Genomic DNA, 25,655 nt, shown 5'->3' with positions numbered 1-25,655 from the left:
GGAGGAAAAATGATCATCGACATACACGGTCACTACACGACTGCGCCTAAGGCGCTCGAGACCTGGCGTAACCGCCAGATCGCGGGTCTCACAAACCCGTCAGAAGCGCCCTATGTTTCGGAACTGAAGATCAGTGACCAAGAGTTGCGTGAGTCCATCGAGCAGAATCAGCTGCGCCTCATGCGCGAGCGCGGCCTCGACCTCACTGTATTCAGCCCGCGCGCAAGCTTCATGGCGCACCATATCGGCGATTTCGAGACGTCGAGTACCTGGGCTGCCATCTGCAATGAGCTTTGCTATCGGGTGAGCCAGCTTTTTCCACAGAACTTCGTCCCGGCGGCGATGCTGCCACAAAGCCCGGGCGTGGATGTTGCGACCTGCATTCCCGAACTGGTGAAGTGCGTCGAGCAGTATGGCAACGTCGCGATCAACCTGAATCCCGATCCGTCGGGCGGGCATTGGAGCAGCCCGCCGCTTTCAGACCGGTACTGGTATCCCATCTACGAAAAGATGGTCGAGTACGACATCCCGGCGATGGTGCACGTCAGCACAAGCTGCAACGCGTGCTTCCACACGACGGGCGCTCACTACCTGAACGCAGACACGACGGCGTTCATGCAGTGCCTGACCTCGGAGCTCTTCAGGGACTTCCCCACGCTCAAATTGGTTATTCCGCACGGCGGTGGTGCAGTGCCGTATCACTGGGGACGCTTCCGCGGACTCGCGCAGGAATTGAAGAAGCCACTGCTGGAAGAACATCTGCTCAATAACATCTTTTTCGACACCTGTGTCTATCACCAGCCCGGCATCGATCTGCTGACCAGGGTGATTCCCGTCGACAACATCCTTTTCGCAAGCGAAATGATCGGTGCGGTGCGCGGCATCGATCCTCAGACCGGGTGCTATTTCGACGACACGAAGCGCTACGTCGAAGCTGCGGACATCAACCCGGAACAGCGCTACAAAATCTACGAAGGCAATGCCCGTCGCGTGTATCCGCGACTCGATTCGGCACTTAAAGAACAAGGACGTTGAACATGTACGAACTAGGAGTCGTCTATCGCAACATCGTTCGCGGGGACCGTCATGTTGCAGAGAGCCTGGGCGCGCTTGGCAGCGCGACCGTGCACGAAGCCATGGGCCGCGTCGGCATGATGAAGCCATATATGCGCCCAATCTACTCAGGGGCACAGATTGGGGGCGCCGCCGTCACGGTACTGCTGCACCCCGGCGACAACTGGATGATGCACGTTGCCGCCGAACAGATCCAGCCTGGTGATGTCGTGATCGCGGCGATCACTGCCGATTGCACGGACGGCTATTTCGGCGACCTTCTCGCGACGAGCTTCAAGGCGCGTGGTGCGCGGGCACTCATCATCGATGGTGGGGTTCGAGACGTGAGCGTGCTGGAAGAAATGGAATTCCCTGTCTGGAGCAAGGCAATTTCGGCTAAGGGGACCATCAAGGCGACGCTGGGATCGGTCAATATCCCAGTCGTGTGTGCGGGCGCGGCAGTCAACCCGGGAGATGTGGTGGTCGCAGATGACGACGGTGTAGTCGTAGTGCCGGCGGTAATGGCACTCCAGACGTTGGAAAAAGCCGCTGCGCGGGAGTCGCTCGAAGCGGAAAAGCGGCAGAAGCTGGCATCGGGTGTGCTCGGTCTGGACATGTACAACATGCGCGAACCGCTCGCAAAGCTCGGTCTTCGGTATATCGACTAGGTGACAGGAGGCCATGATGTCAACACTGCGAAGTCCTGACATCGAGATTACTGGAATCTCGTCAATGGCGACGAGGCACGTTCTCAATGAACTTGCCTTGAGATATCGCACGCTCACGGGTCAAAAGGTATTGACCGAGTCCGTCGGTGGTGTGGAGGCTGCGCGAAGGCTGGAGGGGGGAGAGTCATTCGATTTCGCCGTGCTCGCGAAGGACACCATGTTGCGTCTCGCGCAGTCGGGCTACGTGGACGCATCAACACTCGTCGATGTTGCGCAGTCCGGCATCGCAATCGCGGTTGCGTCCGGGAGCCAATGCCCGGAGGTCGGCAGCGAGGAATCGGTTCGACGCGCCATTCAACACGCGCGCGCGATCGGCTATTCAACTGGGCCGAGTGGCGCGCATCTGATGGCTCTGCTTAAGCGATGGGGAATTGCCGACGAAGTAGCGCCACGCCTCGTACAAACCCCGCCAGGGGTGCCGGTTGCGAAGCTTGTGGCAAGCGGCGAAGTTGAACTTGGAATCCAGCAACTTAGCGAACTCGTCAACGTGGAGGGCATCACTATTGCCGGCGAACTACCCGTCTCGATCCAGCGGCAAACAGTCTTTTCCGGTGGCGCATGTACACGCTCCTGGCACAGGTCCGCCGTGCTCGAGTGGTTGTCGGCCCTTCGATCCGTCGACTTCGACGAAGTGAAGGAACGTCATGGGATGACCTCAGTTGGCAGCGTTCGCGGTTAGGACCCAGAAAGCTTTTGCGCAACGACTCTACCGGTCCGCCGCTACGTCGGAAGGGGCAAAACCAGGTCATCGGACGTATCGGTCTGAAGATGAAGTGCTAGGCGAAAGCGGCTGGACATCCCGAACGAAACTCTGGGACGTTCATGTCGCCATCGCATGTTGCATCAGGTCGCTTCGTCGTCAAGCGGCCTTTTTGGGCATTTACACACAGGCAACTTATATGGCTATTCAAATTGTGCTGCTGCCAGGTCTGCTCTGCGACGAAGCGGTTTGGTCCGACCAGCTTCCCGCGCTCAGCCAGTTCGCGGAGTGCTACATACCTGATTACGCGTTGCGCAATTCAATCGGCGCGATGGCCGAACATGTGCTGGCTTCCGTGCACGCGAAGCGCCTGCTCGTGGCAGGCCATTCCATGGGGGGGCGAGTCGCACTCGAAGTGTTCCGCCGCGCCCCTGAGCGCATAGCCAGCCTCGCACTCCTCGACACCGGTTACCAGGCACGCGCCGCGGGTGAGTCCGGCGAACACGAACGAATGCAGCGATTCGGACTGTTATCCCTCGCACGTGAAAATGGTATGCGCGCGATGGGCGAGCAATGGTCTCCGGGGATGGTGCATCCCGACCGGCTGGGCTCGGATGTCTACCGCTCCATTCTCGAGATGATCGAGCGCAGTACGCCGGAGAAATTTGAGGCGCAAATTTGCGCGTTGCTCGATCGTCCGGACGCGACGGGGGTACTCGATGAGATCCGCTGCCCTACGACACTCGTCTGCGGCCGCGAAGACCGTTGGAGCCCTCTCGCTCGTCACGAGGAGATGCACACCCGGATCCAGGGTTCACGCCTTCACGCGATCGAGCAATGCGGACATATGTCGACGATGGAGCGCCCTAATCACGTGAACGAAGTGCTGGTCGACTGGGCAAGGTGGTCGATCAGCAAGGAGACCGCCAATGCCTGATGACATGCTGGATCCATTATCAAGACTGCTCGCCGAAAACAATTGTCGTGCGCTCGTCGTGATTGCTGCGCATCTAATTGACAGCGGTGAGTTCACCAGACTGCCGAGTGCATTTTCCGCCGATGCGACGCTAGTCCGTCCAGATGGCACGACGCTATCGGGTTGTGACGCAATCATCGCGTCCTACGCGGCGCGGCCGGCCGAGCGCATAAGCCGGCATCTGATCCAGGGCACGAACTTCATTGAAGTCACGGCTAATACTGCAGTCGCGGCGACCCAGGTGCTGCTATGGAGTGGTAGCACGAACGACGAGGCCGGCCAGTTTGGCAGGCCTGCGCGCGGTCGGCAGGTCGTTGGCCGTTTCAATGACGAATTTGCTCGCACCGACGGTGTATGGCGAATCACAAAGCGAGTCGCTTCGTTTGAGCTTTTCGTTGATATTCCTTGACATGGCACCCCCGTTCGGTCCGCGTGACAGTCGATGTGACATAAACGAACTTGTAAGCTCGCTTGACGCATGCCTACACTGATCGTGTTCGCATGGCTGCCTGGATCACGCTTGCACCGGTCGCATGTCGAACCGCACGATCCATTGACGCCATCACGTGACCTATCTTCATGCCAACGCGGCGCAGCTTCCAGACATCACTCGCATCGCTTGCATTGCTGACGCTGCCGGCAGCGATACTGGGCGGCTTGCCGCGCTGCGCGCAAGCCGCCTATCCCGACGGCCCGGTGCGAATCATTCTTGCCTTCCCAGGCGGCTCCGGCGACGCGCAACTGCGGATTCTCGCGAGCGTCCTCACGCGCTATCTCGGCGGTCCTGTCATCGTGCAGCCGATGCCGGGGGCGAGCGGCAACATCGCCTCGGCCTATGTGGCGCGAGCGCGCGGCGACGGCTATACGCTGCTGTGGGGCGTCAGCACCTTCTTCGAAGTGAACCCCGTGATGTACGCCGACGTCGGCTATCGCCTGGCCGACCTCAAGCCGGTCAGTCTGCTCGCCGAACTGCCGTTCGTGCTGGTCGTCAATCCGTCGCTGCCTCTGCACTCGCTGAAGGACCTGATCCAGTACGCGCAACGCAATCCGCACAAGTTGACCAATGCGACGGCCGGCGTCGGCAGTCCCGTTGATCTCGCCGGGCGCGAGCTGATGTCTCGCGCCAACATCGACATTCTCCACGTGCCCTACAAGGGCGGCGGCGAAGACGCGCTCGCGGTGCTCAGCGGTTTCGCCGATATGGAATTCGGCAGCGTGTCGGACGTGGCCGCGAATATCCGCGCCGGCAAGATGCGTCCGCTTGGCGTCACGAGTGCGCAGCGGCTCAAGCAGTTGCCCGAGGTGCCGACGATCGCCGAAGCAGGGGTGCCCGGCTACGACTTCTCGGTCTGGAACAGCATCCTTGCACCCGCGTCCACGCCGCAGCCGCTCATCGACAAACTGCACGCCGCGCTCGTCGGCAGTCTCGCCGACAGCCAGTTGCGGGCCGGCTTCGAGCAGCTCGGTTTCATCCCGATGTCGAGCACGGGCGCCGAGGTCAGCAAGCGTATCGAGGCTGAAAGTCGGCTCTGGCGTGAGATGCTGGCGCCGGTTCGGCAACGCGCGCAGAGCGGAAGCTGAACGCGCATCGGCAATGCTGGCCGGCAGCACGAAGCATCAATTCAGCGTACCCACGCCCGCATCCTTCAGGATCTTTCTCCACATGTCCGTCTCGACGCGGATGCGCTCGCGCAACTGATCGGGCGTGCCCGGTGCCACGGTAATGCCGCGCGCCCGCGCGTATGCCTGGATCTCGGGCGCGGCGAGCGCCTTGACGAGTCCGTCGTGCAACTTGTCGATCACGTCCTGCGGCGTGCCGGCCGGGGCTAGCAGCGCGTGCCATGTCGTCATGACGTAGCCCGGCACGCCGGATTCGATCATCGTCGGCACGTTGGGAATCGGCTCGAGCCGGCGCGGTCCTGTCACGGCCAGCGGCCGCACCGTGTTCGCCTTGATGAAGCCGAGCGAACTCGACAGGCTGCCGAACACGAGATCGGCCTCGCCGGTCAGCACCGGCAACGCCGTGTTACCGGGATAAGTAACGTTGACCGTCTTCGTGCCGGTTCGTGCCATGAAGAGCATGTTCGCGAGATACAGCGGGCTACCGACGCCCGCCGTCGACACGTTCAGTTTGCCCGGATGCTGCTTCGCGTACTCGATCAGCTCCGCGAGCGAATTGGCCGGCACCTTCGGGTTGACGACCAGCACGAAGCCCGATTCCGCCATCAGCGAGATTGGCGCGAAGTCCTTTTCGACCGAGAACGACAGGTCGCGATAGAGCAGCGGATTGACGGTCAGCTGCGTGCCGAGCCCCCACAGCAGCGTGTAGCCGTCTTTCGGTGCATGCGCGACGAGCGCGGCCGCGATATTGCCCGCGGCGCCGGGCCGGTTTTCGATCACGACGGACGTGTTGAGTGTCTTGCCGAGTTCCTGGCCCACGGCGCGCGCGAGCGGATCGGTTTCGCCGCCGGGCGGAAATAGCAGAATCAGGCGGATCGGATGATCGGGATAGCCGGCAAGCGCGGGCATGGGCCCGAGCGCGATGGCTCCGATCGCGCAGCACAGCAGAACGGCGAGGACACGGCGCAGCCTGTGCATGATCGTCTCCTGAGTACGAACCGGCTCGTGCGCGCTCAAGCGGCCGCGTCGGCCGGCGACGGCGCGCGCTTCCATGCCGGGTCGTCCATCACGGTCGCGCGATGCATTTCGCGGCGATCGGTCGGCGGCGAATAGCGCAGGCCGCGATGGATCAGCGTACGGTTGTCCCACATCACGAGGTCGCGCACGGTCCAGCGATGGGTGTAGATGAACTGCGGCTGCGTGGCGAACTCCATCAGCTCGCGCAGCAGGTCGCGGCCCTCCGGTAACGGCCAGTCGACGACACGGCACGCGTGCACGGAGAGATAAAGCACCTTGCGTCCCGATACCGGATGCGTCTTCACGAGCCGGTGAATCGAGGGCTTCAACGCCGCGCGTTCTTCTTCGGGGAAGTCGGTGAAGCCGCACATCGCGCGGGTATGGAGAATGTCGAATTCCGCCGACAGATCCTCGATCGTTTCGCGCAGATCGTCGGGCAGAGCGTCGTACACGAGACGCATGTCGCCGAACTGCGATTCGCCGCCGCGTGAGGGCACCGAATAGTTGAGCAGGAACGAGTAGCGCGCCGGGATCGGCTGATACGACTGATCCGAATGCCAGCGCCGGCTCACGAACGTGTTCATGCGCCGGTGGTCGCCGGCCTTGAATGTTTCGTTATCCTTGCCGACGTTCGAGATGTCGCTGATGCGCGGCTGCAGGCGGTGTTCGTTCTGGCGCGTCGAGTACTGGACGGAAACCTGTACGGGACCGAAGTTCTCGCTGAAGGCGAGCAATTGGTCGTCGTCGATCATCTGACGGGGGAACACGAGCACGGGGTAGCGCGCGATCGCCTGGTCGAGCTGTTCGGCGAGCTCCGCGCTGAGCGGTTGGCGCAGATCGAGACCGTGAATACGCGCCGCGATCGGTGGTTGGATTTCCTCGATCATGAAGTTCATGAGTGCCTCTGCTGTGGTGGTCCGCCGCGTTGTTCGCTGCGTTGTTCGCTGCGTTGATTCGCTGCGTTGATTCGATTGCACGGCCGCCGCGTCCGGGTCGCCGGCGGCTCTGCACGATGGCGCTAGCGTAGGCGTGCGCGTCCCGATGCCACAAGCGAGATAAAGTCACAGCCCATGTGATGGAGAGTGTCCGCATGCAGGCATGCGTTCTGCCGGCGAGGCAGGAAGAACACGCCGCGCGCGACGGGCGCATAGCCGTCACGCGTGGCGTGACTTTTACTCGCTTGTCCCGCGCTTCGGACACCGCCTAGCATCAGAAAGCAGCGCTGACCGGCATCGGTTTCCTGACCGTCGTCCCGGTTGTACGCGATGACGCAATCACGTCACGAGCCACTTGAATAGGGGATGACATGGATCTGGAACTGCGCGGCCGCACGGCACTCATCACCGGCGCGAGCGTCGGCATTGGCACCGGCATCGCGCGCGCACTGGCCGCGGAAGGCGTGCGCTGCGCGATCGTCGCGCGCCGTCGCCCGCTGCTCGACGAACTGGCCGACAGTATCGCCGCGAGCGGCGCGCCGAGGCCGATTCCCATCGTCGGCGACTTGACGGACGAAGCCGATCTCGCGCGCATCTTCGCCGAAGCGAGCACGGCGCTCGGACAGATCGATATCGTCGTGAACAACGCGGGCGGCTCGCGGCCCGCGGAGCTCGACTGCGGCGAAGACGTGTGGGACGAGGCGTTCGCGCTCAACTTCACGGCGGCGCGCAAGCTCACGCATGCGGCGTTGCCGGGCATGCGCGCGCGCAAGTGGGGGCGTGTCATCAACATCAGCGGCTCGATGGAGCCGCGCGGCATGAATCCGAGCGGGCCGGCCAAGGCGGCGCTGCATCTGTGGGCGAAGAGCCTGTCACGCGAAGTGGCCGCCGACGGCATCACGATCAACACGATTCCGCCCGGCCGCATCAACAGCGAGCAGATCGCGCAGCGCCTGCATCCTAGCGACGAATCGAAGCAGGCCTTCATCGCGCGCCATGTCCCGATCGGCTATTTCGGCGAGCCGATCGATATCGGCTATCTTGCGGCGTTTCTCGCTTCGCCGCGCGCGCGCTATATCACCGGCGACGTGATTCCCGTCGACGGCGGCATGCATTACTACGCGCATTGAACAGGCCCTAGCGGCTATGCTCGCGCAGGAACGCCCGCACCCGTGCCACCGCTGAAGGCACGACGTCTGCGGGCTCCTTCCAGGGGGTGACCGTCAGCGCATGCGGGACCAGCTCGGCGAGTTCGCGCGCGATCACGGCCGGATGTTCGAGGTCGTTGCCGGGCAGGATCAGCATCGGCGTCTTGCACGATCGGACGAATTCGCGTGTGACGCTCAGCACGAACTCACCGTTCCACATGCGCCGGCCGAAGTCCTCGAGCTGGGCCGGCTCGAACCCGGCGTGTTTCGCGAGCAGATCGTCGGCCCATTTTCGCCATGAATTGGGCATGGACTGCCGGTTCGCTTCGTCGATGCCGATCGGTTGTTGCAACACCAGCGACGCGACGCGGTGGGGCGCGACTCGTGCCAGATTCAGCGCATACGAGGCGCCGATGCAGCAGCCCATCACATGACAGCGCTCGATGCCGAGATGGTTGAGCAGGCCGAGGTGATCGGCCGCGTACTGGTCCCACGGATTGCCGTCCGTGAGCGGACCGCGCGAGGCACCGGCGTTGCGCTGGTCGAGCGCGACCACGCGAAACGCGTCGTCGAAAATCTCGGTGGGGTTGAACGCCATGCGCTGCCAGTCCGCGATCGTCGCGCGCATGCCGCCCGGTGGCAGCAACAGCAACGGAAAGCCACGGCCGCGCTGTTCGTAGTGGATGAAGACATCGCCTTTCTGATAGATCGTCATGCGGCTCCCCGTCGGATGGCTGGTGGTTCCACGCTGACGATCACATGTCGGCTCGCCGGGCGGCAAGAGGTTTTTTTGCACGCCGCTCTTGAGCTTTCGGTACATCGGCAACGGGCATGCCGTCATCGCACAGCGGTCGTGACATAAACGCGCTTGTCCGCGTCCTTACAGCGCCTTACGATGGCCCACACCCGTTTGCGCGGCAGCAGACGAGGCAAACGGGCCGTACGCGAATGCGGCCCCGGCTCCAAGGAGACCCGCGATGATCTCGCGACGCAATGTGCTGGGCGTGCTGATCGCATCGGGCTGCCTCGGCTGGCGCATGGGCGCGCGGGCGGCCGGCTACCCCGATGCACCGGTGCGTCTCGTGTTGCCTTACACGGCGGGTTCTGACGACGTGCAGGCGCGACTCGTCGCGCGCACGCTCGGCCATTATCTGGGCCAGCCGATCGTGGTCGAGGCGCACGCAGGCGCGGGAGGCAACATTGCCGCGCATTACACCGCGCACGCTTCCGCCGACGGCTACACGATGCTGTTCGCGATCAACAGCCTGCTCGAAGTCAATCCGCTCATGTATCGCGATCCGGGCTTCGACCCGCTCGCCGACTTTACGCAGGTCGCCCCGCTTGCCGAGCACCAGTTCATGCTCGTGGTCAATCCGCGCGTGCCGGCGAACTCGGTGCGCGAGCTGATCGACTACGCAAAGAAGAACCCGGGCAAGCTGACCAACGCGACCGCCGGCGCCGGCAGCGCGCTCTATCTCGCGGGCATGCTGTTCATGACGAAAGCCGGCATCGGCATGGTCAACGTGCCCTACAAGGGCGGGGCCGACGATACGCTGGCCGTGCTCGCCGGCGACGTCGACATGGAGTTCGGCGGCATCCCGAACGTCGCGCCGTACGTGAAGGACGGCCGCCTGCGCGCGCTCGCCGTCAGCGGCACGCAACGCTCGCCGCTCTATCCGGACCTGCCCACGGTCGCGCAAGCCGGTGTGCCGGGCTTCGACTTCACCGCGTGGAGTTCGCTGGCCGTGCCCGCGGCGACGCCCGCACCCGTCGTGCAGGTCTTGCGCACGGCGGTGGCGAAGACGATGGCGGACCCGGACCTGCGGCGCGATCTCGACAAGCTCGGCTTCGTGCCGCTGGCGGGTTCGGGCGACGAGCTGCGCCGCCGCATCGAAACGGAAAGCGCGCAGTGGCGCCAGGTGTTCGAACATGCCGGCATCAAGCCGTCGTGAGCGCGCTGATCCCGCAGAGGTTCGAATCCTGCTGTCCATCCTTCTCACAGGCCGTGTGACCTAAATTAGCTTGTGAGCGTGGCGCGCCGCCCTCTACGATAGCCGCAGCGAGTTCCCATCCCACGGGATCGAGGAGGACACATGGGCTTTACCGTCGAAGTCGTACACCCGCTGGTTGCCGCACGCATTCATGGACTGGACCTGCGCAATCCCGTTTCGCTCGAGGACGTGCTCGCGATCGAGCAGACGAGCGCGCGCTACCCGGTGCTGATCTTTCCGAAACAACAGATCACCGACGATCAGCTGCTGGCGTTCAGCGAGAATTTCGGACCCGTGCATACGGCCATGTCGTATCAGACGCGCAAGCACGAGCATCGCCTGCAGCCGAAGATCACCGACATCTCGAACGTCGGCAAGGACAACCAGACCTTCCGGCGCGGCGACAATCGGCGCATGAACACCTTCGTCAGCAAGCGCTGGCACACCGATGCATCGTATGAGCCGATCCCGGCGCGCTATTCGTTCCTGCTCGCGTATACGGTCGCGAAGCAGGGCGGCGAGACGCAGTTCGCCGACATGCGCGCGGCCTACGACGACATGCCCGAAGATCTGCGCCCGGTCGTCGAGGATCTAAGCTGCGAGTACAACATCCTGTGGGCGCGCATGCTGAGCGGCTATACCGAGTTCCCCGACGACGAGCGCGCAAAGCTCGCGCCGTCGCAGCACCGGCTCGTGCGCCGTCATCCGCTCTCGGGCCGCAAATCGCTGTATCTGTCTGGACACGCGACGCATGTCGTCGACTGGCCGCTTCCCGAGGGACGCGATCTGCTGCGCGAGCTGATGGAGTACGCGACGCAGCCACAGTTCGTCTATTCGCATCGCTGGTCGGTGCGCGATCTGGTGATGTGGGACAACCGCGTGCTGATGCATCGCGGCCGGCGCCATATTCCGGAATCCGATCCACGCGAGATGCACCGCGCGACCGTGATGGACGATCCGGCGTGGACGCGCGAGCAGCGCGAGGAGAGCGTGGGCGCGTGAGCAGCGCGAGGAGAGCGTGGGCGCGTGAGCCGTGGCGCGCGCTGCGTCTTCGCATCGCGCGCTGCCACGGGGGCTATTGCGGCTTGATGCCCGCCACCTTGAAGAGATCGCGCCACATCGGCGCTTCGGCCTGAATGCGACGCCCGATTTCGTCGGGCGAACTGCTGAGCGGCGCGAAGCCGAGCTTTTCGAGGCTGTGTCTGACCTCATCCTCGGCGATCGATTTGACGACCGCGTCATGCAGCGTCGCGACGACGGCTGTGGGCGTCGCCTTCGGCACGGAGATGCAGTTCCACACCGCGAACTCATAGCCGGGCAGTCCAGCTTCCGCGATGGTCGGCACGTCGGGCAGCACCGCGACGCGCTTCCGGCCCGTCACGCCAAGCGCCCGCAGCTTCCCTGTGCCGATGTGCGGCAATACGTTCGGCACACCGCCGAATTCCATGTCGGCGAACCCGCCCAGCACCGCGACCGTGTCCTCGGCGCCGCCCTTGTACGGCACGTTCTCGATCTTCACGTTCGCCTTGGACGTAAATTCGAGCGCCGCGAGATAGAGGTTGCTGCCGATGCCCGCGGTCGCGTTCGTCAGCTTGCCCGGGTGAGTGCGCGCGTATTCGATCAGCTCGGGCACCGAGCGTGCCGGCACGGACGGGTTGACGACCAGCACGAACTGCTGCTCCGACAGCAGGCTCACATGGCGGAAGCCGTCCGGCGAAAAACCCGGTTCGCGGTAGAGCAGGGGATTGGCCTCGAAGATCGCGCTGATGCCGAGCAGCATCGTGTAGCCATCGGGTGCCGAGTTCGCGACGTAGTGGGCCGCGATATTGCCGCCCGCGCCGGGATGCGCCTCGACGATCACGGGTTGCTTCAGATACGTCGCGAGCGCCTTCGCGATGATGCGGGCCTGCACGTCGTCCGACCCCGCCGCATACGGATTGATGAAGCGCACGGGACTCGATGGATAGTCGGCCGCGTGCGCGTCGAGCGTCCATCCGGCGCCGAGCAGCACGGGCGCCCCGAGCGCGGCCAGGAAATCACGTCGTTTCATCATCGCGGTTCGTCTCCTGCTGGATCGGCGCGCTCTTTTCGCACGGCGAGCGCCATGTCGTGGCACGGTACCCATTGCGATGATGCTAGGCAGTCGGCCGGTCTCATGACAAGCGAGATTAAGTCACGTGTAAGGTGACGTGGGCCACGCTTGCCGTATGGGTGACACGCGCCGTGCAAAAAAGTCTCTTGCGGCGGGGTGGTGGCCGTGCGAGCGTGTTTCTCTATCGCGAGCGCCGGCGAGGCACACCACGAACATGTTCAACGTCCCCAAAATCCAGACCGAAGTCTTCGCGCGATTGCCCGACAGCTTGCGCGTCGTCGATCATCCGGAAGTGCGCTTCGGCGTCGCGCGCGATTCGTTTCTCGAAGGTCCGGCGTTCGATCGCGACGGCAATCTCTATTGCGTCGACATTCCGTATGGACGCGTGTTTCGGGTCGGGAGCGATGGCCGCTTCGAGCTCGCGTGCCGGTACGATGGCCGCCCCAATGGACTCGCGATTCATCGCGACGGGCGCATTTTCATTGCCGATCAGTTGCGCGGCATCCTCGTGCTGGACCCCGCGCGCGGCGTGGTCGAAACGGTTGTCGAGAGGGACGGCTACGAGCCGTTTCGCGGTCCGAACGATCTGATTTTCGATCGCCAGGGTGAGCTGCTGTTTACCGACCAGGGCCAGTCAGGACTCGATCGCCCCTATGGGGTGCTGTACCGGCTGCATGCGGGCGGGCGGCTCGAACGTCTGCTCGAACATATCCCGAGCCCGAACGGGCTTGCGCTGAGCCCCGATGAACATACGGTGTACCTCGCCGTCACGCGCGCCAACGCGATCTGGCGCGTGCCGCTCGACGGTTCCGGCAACGGCGCGGTCGCGCGCGTCGGCAACTATATCCAGCTATCGGGGGGCACCGGACCGGACGGTATCGCGCCGGCGCACGACGGCGGTCTTGCCGTCGCGCATATCGGCTTGGCGACCGTATGGCTGTTCGACCGGCTCGGCGAACCGATCGCGCGGGTGCAGTCGTGCGCGGGCGTGCAGCCGACCAACGTGGCCTTCGATCCGCGCGACGACAGCATGCTTTACATCACCGAAGCGGCCTCGGGACAGATTCTGCGCGCGCGCGTGCCGATGCATGGCGCGGCGCTGTATTCGCACGCTTGATGCACCGTGCCCCGCGCGGCGTCCGCCCACGCAAAACGACCGCGTTCAGACCGTACTCGCCACCTCGGCGTTCGTCTTGCGCGACCACGTGGGCTCGTCGAGTGTCGTCGCGCGATGCATCTCGCGCACGTCCGTTTCGGGGATATGCGGACGGCCGCGATGCATCAGCGCGCGGTTGTCCCACATCACCAGATCGCGCACCGACCAGTCGTGCGAATAGACGAACTGCGGCTGCGTGGCGAACTCGGTGAGTTCGCGCAGCAGGTCGCGTCCTTCGGGTTCGGACCAGCCTACGACGTGCGACGCATGGCTCGACAGGTACAGCGATTTGCGGCCCGAAATCGGATGCGTGCGCACGAGCTTGTGAATGCATGGCGCGAGCGCGCGGCGCTCTTCGTCGGGGAAATCGTGAAAGCCGGCCGCCGCGCGCGACTGCATGATGTCGTAGTGGCAGCTCAGGTCTTCGACCACGGCGCGCAGGTGCGCGGGCAGTTCGTCGTAGGCCGCGCGCATATCGGCGAATTGCGTCTGGCCGCCGACCGCCGGCACGACATACGAGAGCAGCATCGAATAGCGCGCGGGCAGCGGTAGATACGACGCATCCGAATGCCAGCGCCGGCTCGTCAGGTTGTTCATGCGGCGGCGGTCGCCGGCCCTGAAGGTCTGGTTGTCTTTGCCCAGGTTCGAGATGTCGTTGATCATCGGCGCGAGACGATGGTCCTCCGGCCGTGTCGTGTAAGACACGGCGACCTGCAGCGGTCCGAAGTTGGCGGCGAACGCCAGCAACTGGTCATCGTTGATGTACTGCCGCGGGAAAATCAGCACGGGATAGCGGCCGCTGGCGAGTTCGATCTCCGTGATCCGCTCTTCGCCGAGCGGTTGCGACAGATCCAGGCCATGAATTCGCGCGGCGATGAACGGATGGGCGGCTTCGACGGTCAGGCTCATGATGTTCCTTGTGACGGATGAGGTCCTCCGTCCGCGACCTCCCGCACACGACGCGTGCGCGGGCCCCGCGGCGAGGATCGATGTCATCGTAGGTGCCTGTGGCCGCTCGTCACAAGCGAGATTAAGGAACAGCGCGTGTGAGGTGGCCTGTCGTGCGCGCAAGGCGGCGCGGCGCGCGGGACCGCGCGCGCGGTACGACGCGAGCGGTGCGCGCCGCTAGATGACTTCGGCATGCTCGCCGGATTCGACTTTCGCAACCGTCTTGCGCACTTCCGCCTTCAGCCAGTCGGAGAAGCGCACGATCGCCGGCTGCCCCGATTTCATTTCGGTGTACACGAGGTAATACGAGCGTCCCGTCTTCACGCGTTGCTGGAATACGGGCTGCAGGCGCTTGTTGCCGATGTCCTCCTGCACGAAGATCGTCTGCGCCATCGCGAGCCCGAGACCGTCGATGGCCCCCTGATACGCGAGCCCCGAATATTCGAGCCGCAGTCCCTTGTAGCCGTCCACGCGCGTCGCGCCGTTCGCCTTGAGCCAGCGCTGCCAGTCGTCGTAGCGTGCGGCGGCATGCAGCAGCAGGAATGGTTCGAGATCGTCGGCTGTCTTCAGTTCGTGTCCCGCGAGCAGCGCCGGACTACCGACCGGAATCAGCTCCTCGTAGAACAGGTGCTCGCAGACGAGCCCCGGCCAGTCGCCCGTGCCGAGCCAGATCGCGACGTCGATGTCGTCATCGTTCGGCGAGACCGGCTCATGCGCGCTCTCCACCTGCAACGTGATCTCGGGGTACATCTTCTTGAAGCGCGCGAGGCGCGGAATCAGGAAGCGCATCGCGAAGGTGGAGAGCACACCGATGCGCAGCGATCCGTTGTCCGGCTGCGCGTAGAAATACTCGGCGGTCGCTTCCTGGATCTGGTCGAACAGGATCTGCAGCCGCGATGCGTAGGCGGCCCCCGGCTTCGTCAGCACGACCTGCTGATGACCGCGTTCGAACAGCTTTGCGTTCAGGTAATCCTCGAGCTTCGAAACGTGCCGGCTGATGGCGCTGTGCGTGACGCAAAGTTCTTCGGCGGCGCGGGTCATGCTCTGATTGCGCGCAGCCGATTCGAACGCGCGCAGGGCATTGAGGGAAGGTAGGCGGCGTTTTGGCATTGGGGGTCTCCTCACCATGCTGTCAGGGACAGGTGCTTGCGCGTGAGAGAGCAGCAATGCGACATCGATCAGCGGCGCGCGCCAGCGGTTGTGCATGCATGCGGGCGGCTCCCGCCCGTGCATGTGACAAAAACAGACTCGCACTCACGCACACAATAATCAAGGTAGGGTTTCCATTGACGCGGTTGTGGATAGGGTCTTCCGTCGAGAATGCTCATAGCGGTTGTTCCAAAAAGTGTCTTGCCGCGGGTTCCGGCAGCGTGTGATTCTTGGACGTGGCAAACAATGTGGCACGCCGTGCAAGGTGCAGCCGCAACTTCCGCACGCATGCAAACATTGCATCGCGAACACGCATTCCTTCGCGTGAATCGACCCACCGTTCAGACAGGAAATCGACCCCATGAGCACCGTCGACGCAGTCGTAGGCAGCGGAGAATTCACCTATCGGATCGTCGACGACTGGGCAAAATTGCCGGATGGCTGGCAGCTTCATGACGTGGCCGCGGTGGGCGTCGACAGCAAGGACCAGGTGTTCGTGTTCCATCGCGGCGAGCATCCCGTGATCGTGTTCGATCGCGATGGAAATTTCCTGCGCGCCTGGGGCGACGACGTGTTCGTTCACGCGCACGGCATCCATATCGGGCCGGATGACATGGTGTATCTCACCGACGATTACGATCACTGTGTGCGCAAGTGCACGCCCGACGGCAAGGTCCTGCTGACCATCGGCATTCCCGGAGAACCGGCGCCCTACATGAGCGGCACGCCGTTCAACCGCTGCACGCATACGGCGCTCTCGCCGCGTGGCGACATCTATGTCTCGGACGGCTATGGCAACGGCCGCATCCATCAGTATTCGCCGGACGGCAAACCGCTGCGCTCCTGGGGCGAACCCGGCTCGGGCAAAGGACAGTTCAATCTGCCGCACAACATTTCTTGCGACGAAGAGGGCTGGGTGTACGTCGCCGACCGCGAGAACCATCGCATCCAGGTGTTCGACGGCAACGGCCGCTTCGAGACGCAGTGGCACAACCTGCATCGCCCCTGCGGCATGTACATGCCGGTCGGCAAATGTCCGCTGTGTTATGTCGGCGAGACGGGGCCCTATTACGCGTTCAATCGCGGCGCGCCGAATCTCGGTCCGCGCGTGAGCATCCTGTCGAACAAGGGCGAACTGCTCGCGCGCATCACAACCACACCGGCCGCGGGAACGGGGCCGGGCCAGTTCCTCGGACCGCATGGTCTCGCGGTCGATTCGCACGGCGATATCTATGTCGGTGAGGTCTCCTACACGGCGTGGCCGTCGCTCTTTCCCGGCATCGACGCGCCGCCGGGGCTGCGCTGCCTGCAGAAGTTCGAAAGGATCGCGGCCTGACGGTCACGGCTGCCGCGGGGCGCCATTACTCGTAACGGAGGCACTATGCAAACCCTGACTACCCCGACCACCACACTGCTGCCCGAGGTCTCGCGCTTTCTCGACAGTGCCCTGCTAGGGGGCGTGGTCGGCGGCCGCGACGTCACCGCGGCCGACGGCGCAAGCTTCGATACCCTCGATCCGGGCACCGGAGAACGGCTCGCCACGGTGACGGCGATGAGCGCCGCGGACGTCGACCGCGCGGTTGTCGCGGCCAACGAGGCGTTCGCACGTTCGGGCTGGGCCACGATGCCCGTCAACGAACGCGCGGTATGGCTGCACCGGCTCGCCGACGAAGTCGAGAAGCGCAAGTCAATCATCGGACAGATCGAAGCGCTCGACGCGGGCAAGGTCGAGCAGCAGGCGCAGGGCGACGTGCAGGTCTTCGTCGATACGATGCGCTATTTCAACAACCTCTCGCAGAACGTGCAGCGCCGCTCGGCGGTGCCGGTGTCCGGCTACGAAGCGTGGACCACGCGCCAGCCGTGGGGCGCATGCGGCTTCATCGTGCCGTGGAATTTTCCGCTCGTGCTGATCGGCTGGAACATCTCGCCGGCGCTCGCGGCCGGCAATACCGTGGTCATCAAGCCCGCCGAGGACACGCCGCTGTCGGCCATCTATCTCGCCCAGCTCGCTCGCGAGATCGGCTTTCCGGACGGCGTGATCAATGTCGTCACCGGCTATGGCGAAACGGCGGGCGCGGCGCTCGCGGGCCATCCGGGACTGCGCCGCATGTCGTTTACCGGCTCGCCCGAAGTCGGCCGGCTCGTCGCCGAAGCGTGCGGACGCAACCTCGTGCCGTGCAAGCTCGAGCTCGGCGGCAAAGGAGCGGCGGTCGTGTTCGACGACGTCGATATCGAGGACACGGCGAACAAACTCGCGCGCGCGATCACCTTCCACTCGGGGCAGGTCTGCTGCGATGCGACGCGCTGGCTCGTGCAGGAATCGATCTATGAGCGCTTCGTCGATGCAAGCGTGGCCGCCCTGCAGCGCACGAAGGTCGGTTATCAGCTCGACGCCGGCACGCAGATGGGTCCCGTCGTCAGCGCGAAACAGCGCGAGCGCGTGCTCGGCTATCTCGAACGCGGCAGGCAGGAGGGCGCGCACACGGTCCTCGAAGGGGGCGTGGCGAGCGTGCCTGGCCGCGGCGGGTTCTACCTGAAGCCGGCGCTGCTCGCGGGGGCGCTCGGCAACGTGGCGGCCCGCGACGAGATCTTCGGGCCCGTCGCCTACCTGGCGCCGTTCAAGGACGAATCGCAGGCCGTCGAGCTCGCCAACTGCACCGACTATGGTCTCGCCAACAGCGTGTGGAGCCGCGACCTGACCCGCGCGTCGCGCGTCGCCGAGGCCATGGTGGCCGGCAATAGCTGGATCAACGCGCACAACCTGTTCCCGCTCGGCGTGCCGTATGCCGGCGTGAACAAGAGCGGCATGGGCGGCGGCGTCAACAGCGTGGAGACGCTGTTCGACTACTGGCGCAGCCAGTCGATGGTGCGTCCGCTCAGTTGAGTCATGGGCCAGTGCGCAAGCGCTCGAAATTCGCACGACCGTTGTGACATAAATGACGTTGCGGCGGCACGCCCGCTTGCGCACACTGGATCAGAATGACCCGTCATCGCTGCACCGGAGACGGCGGGCGGTACTTCACAAGAAACACGAAGAAGCAGCGGGACGCACAAAAAATCAGGGGAAACCCGGGAGACAGAGTGAGCATTCCAGACGCAACCCGTATCGCCCACACGGTCGCCTCGCTGCTCGGCGCCCGGCGCACGAGCAGCACGCTGGCGATGCTTGCGCCGCCTTATGCGCCGGCTTCGCTCGAGGAAGCCTTCACGGTGCAACGCGAGGTGACGCGCCAGCTTGGTGCGCCTATCGGCGGCTGGAAGGTCGGCTACGCGCCCGGGGTGCGCCTCACGCATGCACCGATCTACCGGGACGCGTGCCTCGCGAACGACGCGTCGGTTCATCTTCCGTATGCCGAAGCACCCGCCGTCGAAGGCGAGGTCGCCTTCGTGCTGGGCCGCGATCTGCCGGTGCGCGACACAAGCTATTCCGACGAAGAAATCGCGGCCGCGGTCGACGAAGTGTGCGCCGCGATCGAAGTCGGCGCGCCGCGTCTGCGCAACTTCATGGAAGCACCGATCGAGCACAAGATCGCCGACAACATGGGCAACGGCGCGTTGATTCGCGGCAGCGGCACGCGCGCGTGGCGGGCGATCGATCTCGCGGCGCTGCGCGTGCGCGTCGAGATCGACGGACGTGTCGTGACCGATCTCGTCGGCGGCAACAGCGCCGGCGATCCCTTCAACGCGCTCGTCGCGCTGGCCAATGCGCCGCACCGGCGCGAGCCGCTGCAGGCGGGCCAGACCGTGATCAGCGGCACCTGCACGGGGCTCTATCCGGGCCATGCGGGCAACGAAGTGAAGGTCGTGTTCGAGGGGCTCGGCGAAGCCCGCATGACCCTCGTCTAACCCGACGCGCGCGCCGCATCAGCGACAGGCAATCCGCGAAACGTAGCGCGCGCCGAACCGCAAGGAGGAATGCTTTCGATGGGATCCCTGACTCAACGCCAGCGCCTGCGCGCGATTCTGGACAGTGAACGTTGCGTGACAATGGCGACGGTGTTCGATCCGATCTCCGCGCGTCTTGCCAGCCAGCTCGGCTACGAGGCGGCGCTGATGGGCGGATCGCTCGCTTCGTACGCGGTGCTCGGCGCGCCCGATCTGATCCTGCTCACGTTGAGCGAGCTTGCCGAGCAGGTGCATCGCTGCACGCGTGTGTCCGACGTGCCGCTCGTCGTCGACGGCGATCACGGCTACGGCAATGCGCTCTCGGTGATGCGCACGGTGCACGAACTCGATCGCGCGGGCGCGGCGGCGGTCACCATCGAAGACACGCTGTTGCCGCGCCCGTTCGGCCCCTCGGGCGCGGTGCAGTTGTCGCCGTTCGACGAGGCGGTCGCGAAGATCGAGGCCGCGGTGGCTGCGCGCGGCGATTCGGACCTGCTGGTGATGGGTCGCACGAGCGCGGCCACGGTCAACGGCATCGAGGATGCGGTTGCGCGCTTCAAGGCGTTCGAGGCGGCCGGCGTCGACGCGCTGTTCCTGCCGGGACCGCGCAAGCGCGAAGAGATCGACGCGATCGCCGCGGCCGTGAAGCTGCCGCTGTTGATGGCGGGGGCGCCCGCGCCGCTCTGCGATCCCGCTTATCTGGCCACCCGCCGCATCAAGGCGTGGTCGGCCGGACACCAGACTTTCTCGGTGGCGCTCAAGGCACTTCACGACAGCATGCAGGCGGTCAGGGCCGGCGCGTTGTCGCTGGAGCTGCCGGATCAGGCGCCGAAAGCCTTGCTCGAAGAGGCGACCGGCGTGCCCGCGTTCGACGCGCTGACGCGCCGCTTCCTCGGCGCGGCGTAGCAGGAGAACACACGATGAGTTCGCAGACAGCACAGACGGAAGAGGGCGGCGCAATCGAATACGTCAACACCCGGCGCCGGGACTACTACAGCGGCATGCTGATGCTGCTGATCGGGCTCGGTGCGATATACGGCGGCGTGCGCTACAGCATCGGCAGTCTGACCCAGATGGGGCCGGGCTTCTTCCCCGTCGCGGTCGGCGCGGCACTCGCCTGCACCGGCATCGCGATTGCGGTGGTGGCCAAATACACGCCGGTGCAGCAGGGCGAACGCAAGCTGCCGCCCGAAGGCAAGGCGTGGTGCTTCATTCTCGGCAGCCTCGTCGCGTTCATCGTGCTCGGCCATTACGGCGGGCTCCTGCCGGCGACTTTCGCGGTCGTGTTCATCTCGGCGCTCGGCGATCGCCAGAACACCGTGTGGCGAGCGTTGCTGCTCGCGGCGGCGATGACCGCGCTATGCGTGGCGGTGTTCTGGTGGGCGCTGTCGCTGCAGTTTCCACTGTTTCAATGGGGCTAGACGACCATGACCCAGTCTCTCGTCGATCTCTGGTACGGCTTTGGCGTCGCGCTCGAGCTGCACAATCTCGCGTGGTCGTTCTTCGGCGTGGTAGTCGGCAACCTGATCGGCGTGCTGCCCGGCATGGGTCCGCTCTCCGCCATCTCGATGCTGCTGCCGCTCACCTACACGATGCACCCCGTGCCGGCGATCATGATGCTGGCTGGCATCTTCTACGGCTCGCAATACGGCGGCGCGATCGGCGCGATTCTGCTGAACCTGCCATGCCACCCGCCGCACGCGGTGACCTGTCTCGACGGCTATCCGCTCACGCGCCAGGGCAAGGGCGGCACGGCGCTTGGCATCGCGATGATCTCGTCGTTCTTCGCGGCTTCGTGCGGCATCGCGCTGATGGTCTTCGCGTCGCCGCTGCTCGTCAGCATCGCCTTCAAGTTCGGGCCCGCCGAGCTGTTCTCGATCATGCTGCTGGGCCTGCTCGCGGGCGGCACGATGTCGCGCGGACCGGTGCTGAAAGGCGTCGCGATGACGCTGTTCGGGCTGTTGATCGGCATCGTCGGCACCGACGTCAATACCGGCACCATGCGCTTCACGTTTGGTTTTCCAAGGCTCGGCGATGGTGTCGAGATCGTCGCGCTCGCGCTCGGCCTGTTCGGCGTGGCCGACTTCCTGCGCAACGTCAACCGGCTGCAGGTGGTGAGCGGCGGCGCGCGGGTGCGTCTGCGCGACATGCGGCCGAGCTGGAAGGAGTTGAAGCAGGCGTTCCTGCCGATGGTGCGCGGCACGGCGATCGGTGCGCTGTTCGGCGGCATGCCGGGCACCGGCTCGACGATCACGACCTTCATCGCCTACGCGCTCGAGCAGAAGATCTCGCGCAATCCGAAGAAGTTCGGGCAGGGGGCGATCGAAGGCGTGGCGGCACCGGAAGCCGCGTCGCACTCGAAGACCCAGGTCGACTTCATTCCGACCATGAGCCTCGGCATTCCCGGCGACGCGGTGATGGCGCTGATTCTCGGTGCCCTGATGATCCAGGGCATCCAGCCCGGCCCGCAGTTGATCACCGATCACGCCGATCTGTTCTGGGGGCTGGTAGCGAGCTTCTGGGTCGGCAATATTCTGCTGATGCTGCTGAACGTGCCGCTGATCGGCATCTGGGTGAAGTTTCTGCGCGTGCCGTACCGCTACCTGTTTCCCTCGGCGCTGCTGTTCATCGCGGTCGGCGTGTACAGCACCAACAATAGTCTTTTCGAGGTCGGCGAGGTGCTCGCGTTCGGCGTGATCGGTGCCGTGCTGCTCGCGCTCGAATTTCCGGTCGCGCCGATCCTGCTCGGTTTCGTGCTGGGCCCGATGGTCGAAGACAATTTCCGGCGCGCCGTGCTGCTCTCGCGCGGCGACATCGGCATCTTCATCCAGCGGCCGATCAGCGCGGTCTTCATCGGCGCCTCGGCGTTGCTGATCCTGCTGCAGGTCGGCTTCGCGATTCGTGGCGCGATACGCCGGCGCAAGGCACGGCCGAGAAAATTTCGCATGACGGGGTCGTCGCGGCCTACATCTCAAGACAACGTATGAGCGCGTCCATGGCGAGCGCGGCGGCCCGGCGCGAGGGCGGTCGCTGCCGGGACGACGAGACGCACTGAACAGCCCGGGAGACACATCTATGCTGACGCGGCGCCGGCTTCTGATCTCATTGGGGTCCGTGGGGGCACCGCTGCTGCTCGGCTGGATGCCGGCGGCGCGCGCCGACTATCCGGACAGTCCCATTCGCATCGTCATCGCGTTTCCGGCCGGAGCGGGCGAGGCCGAGGCGCGGATCGTCGCGAAGCGGCTGGGCGAGGTGCTCAAGCAGCCGGTGATCGTCGAGGCGCATCCCGGCGCCGGCGGCAACATCGCGGCCGCCTATGTCGCGAAGTCGCGCGGCGACGGCTACACGCTGCTGCTCGGCGTGAGCACGTTCTTCGAAACGAATCCGATGATCTACAAGGACATCGGCTATCAGCCCGCGGATTTGCAACCGGTCAGCGTGATTTCGGAGCAGCCGTTCGTGCTGGTCGTCAATGCGTCGTTGCCGATTCATTCGCTGCAGGAGCTGATCGCGTACGCGAAGCAGCATCCGGGCAAGGTGACCAATGCGACCGCGGGGCTCGGCAGTCCGCTCGACCTCATCGCGAAGGAGTTCATGGTGCGCACCGGCGCGCAAATCCTGAACGTGCCGTACAAGGGCGGCGGCGAAGATACGCTCGCGGTGCTCGGCGGGTTCGCCGACATGCTGTTCGGCGGCGTCGCCGATGTGACGGCCGGTATCCAGTCGGGCAAGATGCGCGCGCTGTGCGTGACGGGCAACCGGCGCCTGCCGCATTTTCCCGATCTGCCGACCATCGCCGAAGCGGGACTCGCCGGCTACGACTTCACGGTCTGGAACTGCCTGTCCGTGCCGTCGTCGACGCCGCCCGCGATCGTCGCCAAGCTCCATGCGGCAATCGTGACGACGATGGCCTCGCCGGACGTGCAGACCGGCTTCGACCGGATCGGTTTTTTCCCAACCAGCAGCACGGGCGAAGAACTGTCGAAGCGGATCGTATCGGAAACGGAGATATGGCGTGCGGTGCTGAAGAAGTCGGGGACGCTGCAGCAGCAATGAGGACGGGCCGACCGGCGCTTCGACGGCGGCCCTCGATCCTCGCCCCTCACGACAGATCGCAGACGAACTTCGGCTCCGCGAAGCCGCGCACGCCGGGTTCGATCGCGAGCAGACTGCCGGCTAGCGGCTGCTTGGCCAGCTCATCCTTCGAGAGGCGCTGCGACGCGGTCGTGATGTACAGGATGTCCAGATCAGGACCGCCGAACGTACAACTGGTGGGATTCTGCACCGGCATCTCGACGACGCGCTCGACGCTGCCGTCCGGCGCATAGCGCGTGACGCGCCAGCCGCCGTATTCGGCGAGCCAGATGAAGCCATCCTCATCGACGGTGGCGCCGTCGGGCACCGCGGGCAGTGTGGTCCGCGCGAACTCGCGACGCGCGCCGAGCGCGCCAGAGTCGGGATCGAGCGCATAGGCGAAGATCGTTTGCAGATCCGAGTCGGCGCAGTACATCGTGCGGCCGTCGGGGCTGAAGCAGGTGCCGTTGGGCACGCGCACGCCGGTCGCGACACTCGTCACACCGTGGCCGTCGACGCGATACAGCTCGCCGACCGGCTCGCGCGTGCGGTCGTTCATCGTGCCGACCCAGAAGCGGCCCTGCCGGTCGCATTTGCCGTCGTTGAAGCGTAAGGCGGGATCCTCGGCACGCTGGTTCGCAATGCGCGTCAGCTCGCCCGTGCGCGTGTCGAGATAGTGCAGCGAACGCGAGGCGACGAGCACGCGGCCGTCGCCGCACAGCGCGATCGAGCCGACGAGGTCGGGCATCGGCCAGTAGCGCATCGCATCGGTGGCCGGATGCCAGCGCTGGACCGCCGGCCGGCGGATGTCGATCCAGTACAGCGCCTGCTCGGCTTCACTCCATAACGGGCATTCGCCGAGGATGTCGGTGGTTTGCGTGACGCGTCGAATCGCACTCATGTTGGCCTCGCTGCGTAGCGGTCGGAGAGCGGGTAGAAGGACGGACAGAATGACTCTGCGGTCCGATTCTACGAGCCCGTCACCGGCGCTCAAGCGCAATAAACGCACACACGATGTGACCTCGTCGCGGGTTGGCGAGGCCGGTGCGCGAGGTCAATGACGCGTGTTTTCGCTGCGCAGGATCTCGACGAACTTGTCGGCGTGATTGCCCTCGCGATCGAACGCCGAGCGCACGATGCATGGCGTGAGCGTGATGGCCTGCGCAAGCGGCCGCACGACGAGATCGGACCACGCTCCCGCGCTTGCCGTGTATTCGTCGACGATCGCGATGCCCGCGCCTGCCCGCACGAGCGAGCACGCGACGTCGGTCTGGAAGACGTCGATGCGCGAGCGCAGTTCGAGCCCGGCATCGTGAAAGGCCGCGGTCACGATCTTGCCGAACAGGATGCCGGGGTGATGGGCGATCAGCGGATAGCGCGCCACGTCCGCCAATGACAGCGACGCCTCGCGTTCCAGCGCATGCCCTTGCGGCAGAACACAGGCCATCTTGCCGGACGTGAACACCTCTACCTTCAGGTTGACGTGCTGGATCGGCATCACAGCGACCGCGACGTCGACCTTGTTGCTGAGCACCTCGATCGCCATGTCGTTGAGCAGCGTGGTGTGATAGACGACGCGAATCTTCGGATAGCGCGCCACGAAGCGCGAGATGGCGAGCGGCATCATCGAGTAGCTAAGGCATGGGCTCGACGACAGGTTCAGCGTACCGGTCGCGCCCTGCGCGAGATCACGTGCGAAGTTGTTCACCTGTAGGGCATGATCGTAGAACTCGTCCACCTGGCGGAACAGCGCGATGCCTTCGGGCGTGGGAATCAGCTTGCCCTTGGCGCGGCTGAACAGCTTGAGTCCGAGTGTTTGCTCGGTGTGCGAAATGATCCGGCTCACCGCGGGTTGTGAAATGAACAGCAGTTTCGCGGCACCGTTGATCGATCCGGTCAGCATGACCGACCGAAAAATTTCCATCTGTCGCAGCCGGAAGTTCATGGTGCCTCCATGCGTACGGGGAAGAGCGACTTGTCTTGTTCGATGTTCGCCGGGCCGTGTGCGCCGGCTGCACATCTGGTGTGATCAAAGCGCACGCGGCGTGCGTATTCATCGATGACTAGCGTACAGCACTGTACGTGCGCGTCCAGTCGGGTTGCTGCGGATATGTGCTCCATCGGACGATGTCAAACGCCCGCACGTCACGCGCGCTGTGAATAAATCTGTCTTGTGAGGACGA

At 64.6% G+C, this 25,655-nt stretch carries 25 protein-coding genes; 17 read left to right on the top strand and 8 right to left on the bottom strand.

Features of this window, described 5'->3' with window-relative positions; all coding sequences use genetic code 11:
• Positions 1-9: 9 nt before the first annotated feature.
• The 6 genes from CI15_RS20615 to CI15_RS20590 all read left to right on the top strand — a co-directional run bounded on the left by CI15_RS20615 (position 10) and on the right by CI15_RS20590 (position 5,038).
• The gene (locus CI15_RS20615) at positions 10-1,035 is read left to right on the top strand and encodes an amidohydrolase family protein (RefSeq protein ID WP_062130341.1); all 1,026 of its coding nucleotides are present in this window, start codon (positions 10-12) and stop codon (positions 1,033-1,035) included.
• A gap of 2 nt (positions 1,036-1,037) precedes the next feature.
• Positions 1,038-1,721, top strand: a complete 684-nt coding sequence (gene ligK, locus CI15_RS20610) for a 4-carboxy-4-hydroxy-2-oxoadipate aldolase/oxaloacetate decarboxylase (protein WP_062130340.1) — start codon at positions 1,038-1,040, stop codon at positions 1,719-1,721.
• Between the two features lie 13 nt (positions 1,722-1,734).
• Positions 1,735-2,460: a substrate-binding domain-containing protein gene (locus CI15_RS20605; RefSeq protein ID WP_062130338.1), complete on the top strand. Its 726-nt coding sequence runs from the start codon at positions 1,735-1,737 to the stop codon at positions 2,458-2,460.
• Positions 2,461-2,680: 220 nt separating this feature from the next.
• Positions 2,681-3,418 (top strand): alpha/beta fold hydrolase, encoded by a 738-nt coding sequence (locus CI15_RS20600; RefSeq protein ID WP_062130336.1) that lies wholly within the window; start codon positions 2,681-2,683, stop codon positions 3,416-3,418.
• The gene (locus CI15_RS20595) at positions 3,411-3,866 is read left to right on the top strand and encodes a nuclear transport factor 2 family protein (RefSeq protein WP_062130334.1); all 456 of its coding nucleotides are present in this window, start codon (positions 3,411-3,413) and stop codon (positions 3,864-3,866) included. The genes CI15_RS20600 and CI15_RS20595 overlap by 8 nt, the downstream gene beginning before the upstream one ends.
• 170 nt (positions 3,867-4,036) lie before the next feature.
• A complete protein-coding gene (locus tag CI15_RS20590; protein ID WP_062130332.1) occupies positions 4,037-5,038 on the top strand; it encodes a Bug family tripartite tricarboxylate transporter substrate binding protein in 1,002 nt (333 codons plus the stop codon).
• Positions 5,039-5,074: 36 nt separating this feature from the next.
• On the opposite strand, the gene CI15_RS20585 is transcribed toward CI15_RS20590, so the two are convergent.
• Positions 5,075-6,055: a Bug family tripartite tricarboxylate transporter substrate binding protein gene (locus CI15_RS20585; protein WP_062130427.1), complete on the bottom strand. Its 981-nt coding sequence runs from the start codon at positions 6,053-6,055 to the stop codon at positions 5,075-5,077.
• 35 nt (positions 6,056-6,090) lie between these two features.
• Positions 6,091-6,990, bottom strand: a complete 900-nt coding sequence (locus CI15_RS20580; RefSeq protein ID WP_062130330.1) for a TauD/TfdA dioxygenase family protein — start codon at positions 6,988-6,990, stop codon at positions 6,091-6,093.
• Between the two features lie 410 nt (positions 6,991-7,400).
• On the opposite strand from CI15_RS20580, the gene CI15_RS20575 reads away from it, so the two are divergent.
• Positions 7,401-8,159 (top strand): SDR family NAD(P)-dependent oxidoreductase, encoded by a 759-nt coding sequence (locus tag CI15_RS20575; RefSeq protein ID WP_062130328.1) that lies wholly within the window; start codon positions 7,401-7,403, stop codon positions 8,157-8,159.
• A gap of 7 nt (positions 8,160-8,166) precedes the next feature.
• Here the strand turns inward: CI15_RS20575 and CI15_RS20570 are convergent, their stop codons facing one another.
• On the bottom strand, positions 8,167-8,892 hold the full coding sequence (locus CI15_RS20570) for an alpha/beta fold hydrolase (protein WP_062130326.1): 726 nt from the start codon (positions 8,890-8,892) through the stop codon (positions 8,167-8,169).
• Positions 8,893-9,154: 262 nt separating this feature from the next.
• Here CI15_RS20570 and CI15_RS20565 point away from each other — a divergent pair, with 262 nt between their 5' ends.
• Entirely contained in the window at positions 9,155-10,129 is a 975-nt protein-coding gene (locus tag CI15_RS20565; protein ID WP_062130324.1) for a Bug family tripartite tricarboxylate transporter substrate binding protein, read from the top strand.
• Between the two features lie 141 nt (positions 10,130-10,270).
• Positions 10,271-11,170, top strand: coding sequence for a TauD/TfdA dioxygenase family protein (locus CI15_RS20560; RefSeq protein WP_062130323.1), 900 nt, complete (start codon positions 10,271-10,273; stop codon positions 11,168-11,170).
• 73 nt (positions 11,171-11,243) lie between these two features.
• On the opposite strand, the gene CI15_RS20555 is transcribed toward CI15_RS20560, so the two are convergent.
• The gene (locus tag CI15_RS20555; RefSeq protein ID WP_062130321.1) at positions 11,244-12,221 is read right to left on the bottom strand and encodes a Bug family tripartite tricarboxylate transporter substrate binding protein; all 978 of its coding nucleotides are present in this window, start codon (positions 12,219-12,221) and stop codon (positions 11,244-11,246) included.
• Between the two features lie 253 nt (positions 12,222-12,474).
• Between CI15_RS20555 and CI15_RS20550 the strand changes: the two genes are divergently transcribed.
• On the top strand, positions 12,475-13,377 hold the full coding sequence (locus CI15_RS20550) for an SMP-30/gluconolactonase/LRE family protein (protein WP_062130319.1): 903 nt from the start codon (positions 12,475-12,477) through the stop codon (positions 13,375-13,377).
• A gap of 45 nt (positions 13,378-13,422) precedes the next feature.
• On the opposite strand, the gene CI15_RS20545 is transcribed toward CI15_RS20550, so the two are convergent.
• Both CI15_RS20545 and gcvA read right to left on the bottom strand, forming a co-directional pair.
• Positions 13,423-14,325: a TauD/TfdA dioxygenase family protein gene (locus CI15_RS20545; RefSeq protein WP_062130317.1), complete on the bottom strand. Its 903-nt coding sequence runs from the start codon at positions 14,323-14,325 to the stop codon at positions 13,423-13,425.
• A gap of 216 nt (positions 14,326-14,541) precedes the next feature.
• Positions 14,542-15,474 (bottom strand): transcriptional regulator GcvA, encoded by a 933-nt coding sequence (gcvA, locus tag CI15_RS20540; protein WP_062130315.1) that lies wholly within the window; start codon positions 15,472-15,474, stop codon positions 14,542-14,544.
• A gap of 400 nt (positions 15,475-15,874) precedes the next feature.
• Here gcvA and CI15_RS20535 point away from each other — a divergent pair, with 400 nt between their 5' ends.
• The 7 genes from CI15_RS20535 to CI15_RS20505 all read left to right on the top strand — a co-directional run bounded on the left by CI15_RS20535 (position 15,875) and on the right by CI15_RS20505 (position 23,454).
• Complete coding sequence (locus CI15_RS20535) at positions 15,875-16,849, top strand: peptidyl-alpha-hydroxyglycine alpha-amidating lyase family protein (RefSeq protein WP_062130314.1); 975 nt, start codon at positions 15,875-15,877, stop codon at positions 16,847-16,849.
• A 45-nt stretch (positions 16,850-16,894) separates the two neighbouring features.
• On the top strand, positions 16,895-18,397 hold the full coding sequence (locus tag CI15_RS20530) for an aldehyde dehydrogenase family protein (protein ID WP_062130313.1): 1,503 nt from the start codon (positions 16,895-16,897) through the stop codon (positions 18,395-18,397).
• A gap of 197 nt (positions 18,398-18,594) precedes the next feature.
• Positions 18,595-19,359, top strand: a complete 765-nt coding sequence (locus CI15_RS20525; RefSeq protein WP_062130311.1) for a 2-keto-4-pentenoate hydratase — start codon at positions 18,595-18,597, stop codon at positions 19,357-19,359.
• Between the two features lie 78 nt (positions 19,360-19,437).
• Complete coding sequence (locus CI15_RS20520; RefSeq protein ID WP_063910552.1) at positions 19,438-20,304, top strand: isocitrate lyase/PEP mutase family protein; 867 nt, start codon at positions 19,438-19,440, stop codon at positions 20,302-20,304.
• A 14-nt stretch (positions 20,305-20,318) separates the two neighbouring features.
• On the top strand, positions 20,319-20,819 hold the full coding sequence (locus tag CI15_RS20515; RefSeq protein WP_062130308.1) for a tripartite tricarboxylate transporter TctB family protein: 501 nt from the start codon (positions 20,319-20,321) through the stop codon (positions 20,817-20,819).
• 6 nt (positions 20,820-20,825) lie between these two features.
• Positions 20,826-22,385 (top strand): tripartite tricarboxylate transporter permease, encoded by a 1,560-nt coding sequence (locus CI15_RS20510; protein ID WP_062130306.1) that lies wholly within the window; start codon positions 20,826-20,828, stop codon positions 22,383-22,385.
• 88 nt (positions 22,386-22,473) lie between these two features.
• Positions 22,474-23,454 (top strand): Bug family tripartite tricarboxylate transporter substrate binding protein, encoded by a 981-nt coding sequence (locus CI15_RS20505; RefSeq protein ID WP_062130304.1) that lies wholly within the window; start codon positions 22,474-22,476, stop codon positions 23,452-23,454.
• A gap of 46 nt (positions 23,455-23,500) precedes the next feature.
• Here CI15_RS20505 and CI15_RS20500 read toward each other — a convergent pair whose 3' ends face one another.
• Both CI15_RS20500 and CI15_RS20495 read right to left on the bottom strand, forming a co-directional pair.
• A complete protein-coding gene (locus tag CI15_RS20500; RefSeq protein WP_062130303.1) occupies positions 23,501-24,373 on the bottom strand; it encodes an SMP-30/gluconolactonase/LRE family protein in 873 nt (290 codons plus the stop codon).
• A 153-nt stretch (positions 24,374-24,526) separates the two neighbouring features.
• Positions 24,527-25,417 (bottom strand): LysR family transcriptional regulator, encoded by an 891-nt coding sequence (locus tag CI15_RS20495; protein WP_062130301.1) that lies wholly within the window; start codon positions 25,415-25,417, stop codon positions 24,527-24,529.
• Positions 25,418-25,655: the final 238 nt, after the last annotated feature.

Origin of the sequence: Paraburkholderia monticola (genome assembly GCF_001580545.1) — a bacterium.
Lineage (GTDB): Bacteria > Pseudomonadota > Gammaproteobacteria > Burkholderiales > Burkholderiaceae > Paraburkholderia > Paraburkholderia monticola.
Note: the sequence above shows the minus strand (reverse complement) of the source record. Positions and strands in the feature narration are given on the sequence as shown.

Excerpts from the sequence above, each read along its gene's own strand:
- CI15_RS20590 (WP_062130332.1), top strand. The coding sequence starts at position 4,037 with ATGCCAACGCGGCGCAGCTTCCAGACATCACTCGCATCGCTTGCATTG.
- CI15_RS20575 (WP_062130328.1), top strand. The coding sequence starts at position 7,401 with ATGGATCTGGAACTGCGCGGCCGCACGGCACTCATCACCGGCGCGAGC.
- CI15_RS20595 (WP_062130334.1), top strand. The coding sequence starts at position 3,411 with ATGCCTGATGACATGCTGGATCCATTATCAAGACTGCTCGCCGAAAAC.
- CI15_RS20615 (WP_062130341.1), top strand. The coding sequence starts at position 10 with ATGATCATCGACATACACGGTCACTACACGACTGCGCCTAAGGCGCTC.
- CI15_RS20570 (WP_062130326.1), bottom strand. The coding sequence starts at position 8,892 with ATGACGATCTATCAGAAAGGCGATGTCTTCATCCACTACGAACAGCGC.
- CI15_RS20560 (WP_062130323.1), top strand. The coding sequence starts at position 10,271 with ATGGGCTTTACCGTCGAAGTCGTACACCCGCTGGTTGCCGCACGCATT.
- CI15_RS20515 (WP_062130308.1), top strand. The coding sequence starts at position 20,319 with ATGAGTTCGCAGACAGCACAGACGGAAGAGGGCGGCGCAATCGAATAC.
- CI15_RS20565 (WP_062130324.1), top strand. The coding sequence starts at position 9,155 with ATGATCTCGCGACGCAATGTGCTGGGCGTGCTGATCGCATCGGGCTGC.
- CI15_RS20600 (WP_062130336.1), top strand. The coding sequence starts at position 2,681 with ATGGCTATTCAAATTGTGCTGCTGCCAGGTCTGCTCTGCGACGAAGCG.
- gcvA (WP_062130315.1), bottom strand. The coding sequence starts at position 15,474 with ATGCCAAAACGCCGCCTACCTTCCCTCAATGCCCTGCGCGCGTTCGAA.
- CI15_RS20505 (WP_062130304.1), top strand. The coding sequence starts at position 22,474 with ATGCTGACGCGGCGCCGGCTTCTGATCTCATTGGGGTCCGTGGGGGCA.
- CI15_RS20550 (WP_062130319.1), top strand. The coding sequence starts at position 12,475 with ATGTTCAACGTCCCCAAAATCCAGACCGAAGTCTTCGCGCGATTGCCC.
- CI15_RS20530 (WP_062130313.1), top strand. The coding sequence starts at position 16,895 with ATGCAAACCCTGACTACCCCGACCACCACACTGCTGCCCGAGGTCTCG.
- ligK (WP_062130340.1), top strand. The coding sequence starts at position 1,038 with ATGTACGAACTAGGAGTCGTCTATCGCAACATCGTTCGCGGGGACCGT.
- CI15_RS20520 (WP_063910552.1), top strand. The coding sequence starts at position 19,438 with ATGGGATCCCTGACTCAACGCCAGCGCCTGCGCGCGATTCTGGACAGT.
- CI15_RS20510 (WP_062130306.1), top strand. The coding sequence starts at position 20,826 with ATGACCCAGTCTCTCGTCGATCTCTGGTACGGCTTTGGCGTCGCGCTC.
- CI15_RS20585 (WP_062130427.1), bottom strand. The coding sequence starts at position 6,055 with ATGCACAGGCTGCGCCGTGTCCTCGCCGTTCTGCTGTGCTGCGCGATC.
- CI15_RS20555 (WP_062130321.1), bottom strand. The coding sequence starts at position 12,221 with ATGATGAAACGACGTGATTTCCTGGCCGCGCTCGGGGCGCCCGTGCTG.
- CI15_RS20605 (WP_062130338.1), top strand. The coding sequence starts at position 1,735 with ATGATGTCAACACTGCGAAGTCCTGACATCGAGATTACTGGAATCTCG.
- CI15_RS20500 (WP_062130303.1), bottom strand. The coding sequence starts at position 24,373 with ATGAGTGCGATTCGACGCGTCACGCAAACCACCGACATCCTCGGCGAA.
- CI15_RS20580 (WP_062130330.1), bottom strand. The coding sequence starts at position 6,990 with ATGAACTTCATGATCGAGGAAATCCAACCACCGATCGCGGCGCGTATT.
- CI15_RS20495 (WP_062130301.1), bottom strand. The coding sequence starts at position 25,417 with ATGAACTTCCGGCTGCGACAGATGGAAATTTTTCGGTCGGTCATGCTG.
- CI15_RS20535 (WP_062130314.1), top strand. The coding sequence starts at position 15,875 with ATGAGCACCGTCGACGCAGTCGTAGGCAGCGGAGAATTCACCTATCGG.
- CI15_RS20545 (WP_062130317.1), bottom strand. The coding sequence starts at position 14,325 with ATGAGCCTGACCGTCGAAGCCGCCCATCCGTTCATCGCCGCGCGAATT.